The 5,185-nt window shown below is 70.5% G+C and carries 6 protein-coding genes; 2 read left to right on the forward strand and 4 right to left on the reverse strand.

Features of this window, described 5'->3' with window-relative positions:
- On the reverse strand, nucleotides 1-467 hold a 467-nt coding region (locus Q2100_RS23025; protein WP_302915932.1), incomplete at its 3' end, for a DUF4118 domain-containing protein.
- A gap of 331 nt (nucleotides 468-798) precedes the next feature.
- Between Q2100_RS23025 and Q2100_RS23030 the strand changes: the two genes are divergently transcribed.
- Nucleotides 799-1,785, forward strand: coding sequence for an esterase family protein (locus Q2100_RS23030; RefSeq protein WP_302915927.1), 987 nt, complete (start codon nucleotides 799-801; stop codon nucleotides 1,783-1,785).
- Nucleotides 1,786-1,795: 10 nt separating this feature from the next.
- On the opposite strand, the gene Q2100_RS23035 is transcribed toward Q2100_RS23030, so the two are convergent.
- The 3 genes from Q2100_RS23035 to Q2100_RS23045 form a co-directional block, all read right to left on the reverse strand.
- Entirely contained in the window at nucleotides 1,796-3,478 is a 1,683-nt protein-coding gene (locus Q2100_RS23035; RefSeq protein WP_302915928.1) for an acyl-CoA synthetase, read from the reverse strand.
- A 43-nt stretch (nucleotides 3,479-3,521) separates the two neighbouring features.
- Entirely contained in the window at nucleotides 3,522-3,947 is a 426-nt protein-coding gene (locus tag Q2100_RS23040) for a hypothetical protein (protein ID WP_302915929.1), read from the reverse strand.
- A 107-nt stretch (nucleotides 3,948-4,054) separates the two neighbouring features.
- Nucleotides 4,055-4,441 (reverse strand): Rv0313 family protein, encoded by a 387-nt coding sequence (locus Q2100_RS23045; protein ID WP_302915930.1) that lies wholly within the window; start codon nucleotides 4,439-4,441, stop codon nucleotides 4,055-4,057.
- A gap of 90 nt (nucleotides 4,442-4,531) precedes the next feature.
- Here Q2100_RS23045 and Q2100_RS23050 point away from each other — a divergent pair.
- Nucleotides 4,532-5,185 (forward strand): nuclear transport factor 2 family protein (locus Q2100_RS23050; protein ID WP_302915931.1); only part of this gene is annotated, 654 nt, incomplete at its 3' end.

Below are 5,185 nucleotides of genomic sequence, written 5' to 3' on the forward strand. Positions count from 1 at the left end.
CCGAGCACCTCGGCCACCCGCCGGCCCGCGCCGTCGAGTGCGTCGCGCAGGTCACCCGCCCGCAGCGTCGAGCGGGCCAGTTCGGCGGAGAGGTCGGCCTCGATGCGGCGCTGCTCGGCCTCGGCGGCCCGCAGTCTCGCCTGCCCGGCGAGCAGATTGGCCAGCAGCGCCAGCGGCAGGAAGACGAACAGCGCGGGCGCCACGCTGTCGGTGCCCTCCAGGTGGAAGTACATGTAGACCGCGGCGCTGACCACCGAGGTGGCGACCGCCAGGCCGAGCCCCCAGGCAGCCGACACCACGAGCACGCCGAGCAGGAACACCGCCCCGAACGCGTTCTCCGGGGCCACCCGCTTGAGCTGCAGGACCAGCAGCGTCTCGGCGACGATGAACCCGACCGCGACCAGCACCCCGACCCACAGCGGTGGCGCCGTCGGGCGCACCACCAGCCTCAGCAGCCGGGTGTGCAGCGATTGCCATCGCCCTGTGTGTGCGGGCACCGGCTGATGGTAGTGCCCCGGCCTGGCCGGGGCACCGCTAGCCGGTGCTGCGTTGCCCGCCGGCCCGCGGCGCAGATGTCTGCGCGCGGTGCGTTCATCCAAACCGTCTGTGCCGCAGCTGAAATCGTCACCGCCGGAGCGCAACCGTTGAGTGAGGATGCATCCACATTGATTGTGGCCCGCCACAGCGTGTTTCGGGCGCTGACACCGTCCGCGCGGGGAATGTCGAAAACCGGCCGCGGAACCGGGCTCGCGCGTATCGTCCGCCCCAGCCTGGATCGGACGAAGGTGGGGGTCAGTGATGGCGTTCATTGATATGCGATGGTCACGACGGCTGGGACGGCTCACCGCCGTCGCGGTGCTCTCCGCGCTGATAGCGTGCACCGCCGGAACGGTCACCGCCGACGCGTACTCCAGCCCGGACCTGCCCGTCGAACAACTCGAGGTTCCCTCAGCGGCGATGGGCCGCCCGATCCGCGTCGAATTCCTCAGCGGCGGTCCGGGTTCGCACGCGGTGTACCTCCTCGACAGCATGGAGGCGGGCGACGACCGCAACGGGTGGGACATCAACACGGCGGTGTTCGACTGGTACAACGGCTCAGGCCTGTCGATGGTGCTTCCGGTCGGCGGCAAGTCCAGCTTCTACAGCGACTGGTACCAGCCTGCGGTCGGCAACAGCGGCACCTACACCTACAAGTGGGAGACGTTCCTGACTCAGGAGTTGCCGGCGTGGTTGGCGGCCAACCGCGATGTCGCGGCGAGTGGCAATGCGGCGGTCGGTCTTTCGATGGGCGGGTCGTCCGCGCTCGTGCTCGCCGCCCACCACCCGCAGTTGTTCGTCTACGCCGGTTCGCTGTCGGGCTTCCTCAACCTGTCCGCCCCCGAATGGGCGGGCCAGGTCCGCGTCGCGATGATGTGGAACGGCGGGTTCAACCCCGATGCGATGTGGGGACCGCCGGGCGACCCGGCGTGGGCCCGCAACGATCCCACGGTCAACGTCGACAGGCTCGTGGCCAACAACACCCGGGTCTGGATCTACTGCGGCAACGGCACCCCGACCGGCGTCGACGCCGCGGGGTCCACCGCACCGGTCGCGGGCCTGGGATTCCTCGAAGGCTTCGCGATCAAGTCCAACATCGCCTTCCGCGACCGCTACGTCGCAGCGGGCGGCCGCAACGGGATGTTCGATTTCCCCGACGGCACCCACAGCTGGGCCTACTGGGGCCAGCAACTGCAGGCGATGAAGCCCGACCTGCAGCGGGTGCTGGGCGCCGTTCCCGCTACATGAGGCGGCGCCGTCAGGCGGTGCTGCCCGCCACCGAATCCGTCGCCAGCGCCTTGGCCCACCGGTAGTCGGCCTTGCCCGCCGGTGACCGCACCACCTTCGTCGTCCGGATGAACGCCTTCGGGATCTTGTAGCGCGCAATGGATTTCGTGCAGACATCGACGAGCTCGTCGTCGGTGGCCGAGCTGCCGTCGGCGAACTGGACGACGGCGACGACCTCGCTGCCCCAGCGTTCCGACGGCCGTCCCACCACCACGACGTCGTAGACGGCGGGGTGCGCGGCGATGGCCCGCTCGACCTCCTCGACGAAGATCTTCTCACCGCCGGAGTTGATGGTGACCGAGTCGCGGCCCAGCAGCTCGATCCGGCCGTCGTCGAGGACGTTGGCCCGGTCGCCGGGCACCGACCAGCGGACCCCGTCGATCGTCGGGAACGTCCTCGCGGTCTTGGCCTCGTCGCCCAGATACCCCAGCGGGATCAGGTCCCGCCGGGCCAGCCAGCCCTGACCCTCGCCCGGGCCGAGCACCCGGGTCAGATCGGCGGACACCACGGCCGTGTCGGCCTGCGGGTCGAAGACCGCCGGCCTCGCTCCCGATTCCGCCGCACCTGCCGCGGTGTAGGCGCTCATCTGGGCGCCCGACTCCGAGGACCCCACCGCGTCCATCACCATGACATGCGGCACGGCGGCCAGGATCCGGTCCCGCACCGTGGGGGACAGCGGCGCACCGCCGTTGGTCATCGTGACCAGGCCCGAGAGGTCGTAGTCGCCCCGCTCGATCTCCTCGACCAGCGGGCGTGCGACGGCGTCGCCGACCATCGGGATGCTCAGCACGCGTTCCCGCTCGGCCACCCGCAGCGCGTCCTCGGGCCGCAGCCGGTCGACGTGGTCGGGAATGACGATCTTTCCGCCCATCGTCACGCCGGTGAACGTGGCCCACTGCGCGGCGCCATGCATGAACGGCGGGATCATCAGCATCGACATCACACCGGCCGACGCGGTGGCGCTCTCGGCGAGTTCGGCGTACGAGGTCAGGAACGTGTCGCTGCCGAAGGGGCGCCCGCCCATCGACGACATGAAGATGTCGTGCTGGCGCCACAGCACGCCCTTGGGCATGCCGGTGGTGCCGCCGGTGTACAGGACGTAGAGATCGTCGCCCGACGGCGTGGGCAGTCCGCACGCGGGGGCGGGCGACTCGGTGACCGACTCGTAGTCGACGGCGCCGGGCAGCAGGTCGTTGCCCGAGCCGTCGGCCACCTGGATGAGCACCTCGAGATGCGGCAGCTGGTCACGGATGGCCGCGACCTGCGGGGCGAACTCGGCGGCGTACACGAGCGCCCTGGCCCGGGCGTCGGTCAACAGGTAGACCAGTTCCTCGCCGACGTAGCGGTAGTTGACGTTGAACGGCGCGACCCGCGCGCGGAACGCGCCGACCATCGTCTCGATGTACTCGTTGCCGTTGCGCAGGTAGATGCCGAGATGGTCCTGACCGGACTCGTGCCCGCCGAGGTCGGGGCGTTCGACGTGGCAGCCGAGGCCGCGGCTCGCGAGATGGTTGGCCACGCCGGTCGCCCGGGCCTCGACCTGGCCGTAGCTCAGCCGTCGGTCGCGCCAGACCAGGAAGGTGTGGTCCGGGATCGCCTGTGCGACGGTGCCGAAGACGGTGGACAGGTCGAAGGCGACGGCGCCGCTGGTCATGCCAAGACCATACATTGCTGCAACATCTGTATGGTCGGGGTGATCACATCGGGAAGAAGCCGGCGCCTGTCTTCACCCCGGGCTGCCAGCCCCGGGCACCGAGGCACAGCATCGGCTTGCCGTCGGGTGACTGTGCCGCCGATTGCGGGCTGGGACACGGCGAACCGACCTGCTGGACGCCGTAGAGAGCATACGAGCTGGTCCAGTACCCGCCGCTGCCCGGAGGCTGCGTCTGGTTGGGGATGTACTTGCACTGCAGCGGCTCGCCGCCGCGACCGCGGCCGAACACGTTGCGCTCCCAGTTGAAGCACGGCGCGCTGAGCCGGGCCTCGTAGTTCATGCCGGGCACGTCGGTCGAGTAACGCCCCGGATCGTCCGGGTAGTCGGTCTGCGGGTCCGCCGCGGCGCCCGGTGCCAGTGCGATCACCGCGCCGGCTGCCGCCGCGCTCACGAGAAGTCTGCGAAACATGTCCACCCTCAGATCTGACCAGCCCAGCGCTGCATTCGTCGGCCCCGCGCCGCAAATCCTAACGGCTGCCGCGGTGCCGACGAGAGATTTCCCCGTTACTCCCGGGCTTACTCTTCGGTGCGCTCTTCGGGGCGGTCCTCGGAACTGGCGTCCAGGACGCTGACGGCGATGCCGTAGGGCAGGAACCGGACCCGGCGCGCCGGGTCGGTGTTGTTCTTGTTGGCCCGCAGTGCGTCGAGTTCGGTCGGATAGACCTGTTCGATGCGGGCGCCACCGTTGTCGTCGACGGTGAAGATCGCCCAGACTCCGTCGCCGGCCTCACCGGTGGTCTCCGGTTCGGTGCGGGGCCGGGAGGACCGCCCGAGCTCGTCGACCAGGGCTCCCCACCCGGCGCGTTCACCCGAGGTGCTGAACAACCTGCTGACGCCCTCGAGCGCCTCCCGCGCCACCCGGTCGAGGTCGTCGGGATCGAATCCGAAAGGTCCATTGCTCATCGCCGTCCTCCTCCTGGCAGCAGCCTGGACTTCCACGGTACTCACCCAGTCTGCCCGCCGGTCCGCACCGGCCGGGTGGTAAACCGCCATATGGCCTTCTCGCGTGCCGACACGCTCGCCGCCGCGCAGCAATCCCTGCTCAGGGCGGCCGCCCACGACCGCGCGGGCTGGCTCGACCTGTTCGCCGCGACCGCCCTGATCGAGGATCCCGTGGGTTCGCGCGCACACCGGGGCCGCGAGGAGATGGACCGCTTCTACCGCACGTTCATCGCGCCGCGGCAGATCACCGCCCACTCCCGCCGCGACATCGTCGCCGGCGCGACCGTCATCCGGGACGTCACCCTCGAGGTCGTGATGAGCCCGTCGGTCACCATGCTGATCCCCGCCTACCTGCGGTACGACCTCGACCCGGTGGACCTGCGGATCACCCGGCTGCAGGCGTACTGGGAACTGCCCGCGATGGTCGGTCAGTTTCTGCGCGCCGGCGTCGGCGCCGCACCGGCGGGCGTGCGACTGTCGGGCGCGCTGCTGCGCAACCAGGGGCTGCACGGGACCGCCGGATTCCTCCTCGGTTTCCGCGGCGTGGGCAGGCGCGGGAAGCGCAGCTTCGCCCGGTTTCTCGCCGACGCGGCGGGCGGCGACGAGATCGCCGTGCGCCGCCGGTTGCCGGGGTCGGCGCCGATCCGCGACGGCGCGCGGGGCCCGATCTCGCGGACCGCGCTGTCGAGCCTGCTGGCCGGCGCG

The sequence above is a fragment of the Mycolicibacterium arseniciresistens genome (assembly GCF_030519285.1).
In the GTDB taxonomy this organism is placed as follows: domain Bacteria; phylum Actinomycetota; class Actinomycetes; order Mycobacteriales; family Mycobacteriaceae; genus Mycobacterium; species Mycobacterium arseniciresistens.

Excerpts from the sequence above, each read along its gene's own strand:
- Q2100_RS23035 (WP_302915928.1), bottom strand. The coding sequence starts at position 3,478 with ATGACCAGCGGCGCCGTCGCCTTCGACCTGTCCACCGTCTTCGGCACC.
- Q2100_RS23030 (WP_302915927.1), top strand. The coding sequence starts at position 799 with ATGGCGTTCATTGATATGCGATGGTCACGACGGCTGGGACGGCTCACC.
- Q2100_RS23040 (WP_302915929.1), bottom strand. The coding sequence starts at position 3,947 with ATGTTTCGCAGACTTCTCGTGAGCGCGGCGGCAGCCGGCGCGGTGATC.
- Q2100_RS23045 (WP_302915930.1), bottom strand. The coding sequence starts at position 4,441 with ATGAGCAATGGACCTTTCGGATTCGATCCCGACGACCTCGACCGGGTG.